Here is a 2,384-nt window from a genome sequence, read left to right as displayed (position 1 = left end):
GCTGAAGCGCCTGTATGTGAAGGCACTCCAGGACGTCCCCGCTTCGAACAGGTTCATCCGGGAGGCGATCCAGAAGCTGTGGCAGAAGATCAAGCAGCCCGCCACAGCGCCCCACCCTGCCACGGTCCGCCGCTGGCGCTCATGCCTCGTCGCTGCCGGCGGAGACATCCGGGCCGTGGTGGACAAGATATCGCAGCGCGGCAACCGGACGGCCCGGTATCCAGAGATGGTGACGGACATTGTCGAGAACGCCATCGACGTGGTCTACCTCACGCTGGAGCGCAAGACCGTCCAGGACACCCTCGACAGAGCCTGCGTGGACGTCATCAGGGAGAACAAGCTGCGGCCGGACGCAGACAAGCTGCCGCTGCCGACCCTTCAACTCGTCAAGCGCAAGATCAACGAGATACCCGCGTTTGATCGCTGCGTCGCTCGCGAAGGGCGCATGGCTGCGGTGCGGCGGTTCCGTTCGGTGAAGCGGCACCGAACCACGCAGTTCCCTCTGGAACGTTGCGAGATCGACCACACGCTGCTTGATCTGATGGTGCTGGACGACCGCACCGGGCTGCCCCTGGGCAGACCCGTGATGACCGTCTGCATCGACGACAACACGCGGTGTGTGCTGGGCATCAACATCGGCTTTGAGCCGCCGAGCCTGCTGACGGTGGCCCGCTGCCTCAAGCACGCCTTCCTCCCGAAGACCCGCTTGAAGGAGGAACACCCGGAGATCGTCAACGACTGGCTTGCGCATGGGGTGGCGGGCGAGGCGTCGGTCGACAACGGCTTGGAGTTCCACGGCATAGGCCTTGAGCAGGCTGCGTTGGAACTCGGGATGGAGATCCACTACTCGCCGCGCAAGAAGCCTTGGCACAAGGGCAAGATCGAACGTTTCCTGAAGACGCTGAACTTCGAAGTAGCGCACGGCGTGCYGGGCACGACCTTCTCCAACATCTTCGAGAAGGACGACTAYGACCCGTTGAAGCACGCGGTCATTCGTCTCAGCGTGCTGAAGAAGGTGGTGATGATGTGGATCGCCGACGTCTATCACCAGCGGCCGCATCGCGCCCTCAAGGTCCCACCGGCGGTCGCTTGGTCCAGCCGCATCAGGCCTGAGGACATCGGCCTGCCGGAGGATCCAGAGCGGCTGGACGCCGTCCTTGGCCGTCGATTGGCTCGGACACTGACCCACAAGGGCATCGAGTTCGAAGGCCTGTTCTACAACTCGCCGGAACTGGCCAAGCTGCGGATGCAGCTCGGCGATCGACTGGAGGTTGAGATCAGCGTCAACGACGGCGACATCGGGTCGCTCGTGGTCTTCTCGCCGGACAAGACGCGGATGTTCACCGCGCTGGCATTGAACCAGGCGTACGCCAACGGCCTTACGGCCTGGCAGCACAAAGTGTGCAAGCGGTTTGCGGCGCGTGAGATGTCCCAGTACGGCTCCTCGGGCTGGCTGGAGGCCAAGGAACGGATTGCGGAGCTGATCCGCGACGAGTTCGCGCAGAAGAAGGCCCGGTCACGCAGCCGGATCGGCCGGTTTCAGGAAGGACAGGTGCCAAGCGCCAGCAGCGCGCCCAAACCGCCAGGCCGGTCGGTGCCGCCACCGCCGCCCAAGCCGAGTGCTCCGCCACCCGCCGCCTCTCAGGCAGTGACCGCGCCCGCCATACCCGTTACCAACTCCGCCCGCAAGTTTTCACCTGTCGTGCGCGAACGTTGAGAACGGTCTACATCCTCTGTTTGAATAGTTGTTTTATGGACACCAAGTCTTTTCGTCGCATCGTCGAATCAACACTCGTTCCGCATACAGCCTTCGTCAAAGCCTCAGCTCGTTTGAGGCAATGCTTTGACTATGCCAAAGAATCACCTGAGCCTATCTGCTTCGCTATCGTCGGCGCGTCACGCACCGGCAAGAGCCGAATATTGGAAGAATTCGAAAGGATGCACAAGCCTCGGCGCACGGCGGCCGGACTGATCGTGCCGGTGGTTCGTGTATCAGCACCTTCGAAGCCAAGCGCGAAGAGTTTGTGCGAAGTACTCCTGAAAAAGCTCGGCGATCCCAAATGGGAGACGGGCACAGAAAATGCAAAAACTGCCAGATTGGAAAAACTCCTACAAGACTGCGAATGCCAAATGCTGATGCTCGACGAATTTCAGCATTTTTTCGACAAAACTACGCGGAAAGTTTTTCACCACGTTGCGGACTGGCTGAAACTCCGCGCCGATAACACTCGAGTCTCATTAGTCGTGACCGGACTTGACAGTTGCTTGCCCGTCTTGAGACAAAGCGAACAGTTGTCAGGTCGTTTCTTAGCCCCAGCCTTTATGCATCGCTTTAATTGGCTTCATGACGATGATCGTGCAGAGTTCATCGGAATATTAGAGGC

The 2,384-nt window shown here is 60.3% G+C and carries 2 protein-coding genes; both read left to right on the top strand.

What is annotated here, in order from left to right; translation table 11 throughout:
- On the top strand, positions 1 to 1,717 hold a 1,717-nt coding region (locus AC1DU6_RS27685; protein ID WP_477861045.1), incomplete at its 5' end, for a Mu transposase C-terminal domain-containing protein.
- Positions 1,718 to 1,752: 35 nt separating this feature from the next.
- The coding region (locus AC1DU6_RS27680) for a TniB family NTP-binding protein (RefSeq protein WP_477861043.1) at positions 1,753 to 2,384 on the top strand (632 nt) is incomplete at its 3' end.

This window comes from Roseateles sp. P5_B10, assembly GCF_056400485.1.
Note: the sequence above shows the minus strand (reverse complement) of the source record. Positions and strands in the feature narration are given on the sequence as shown.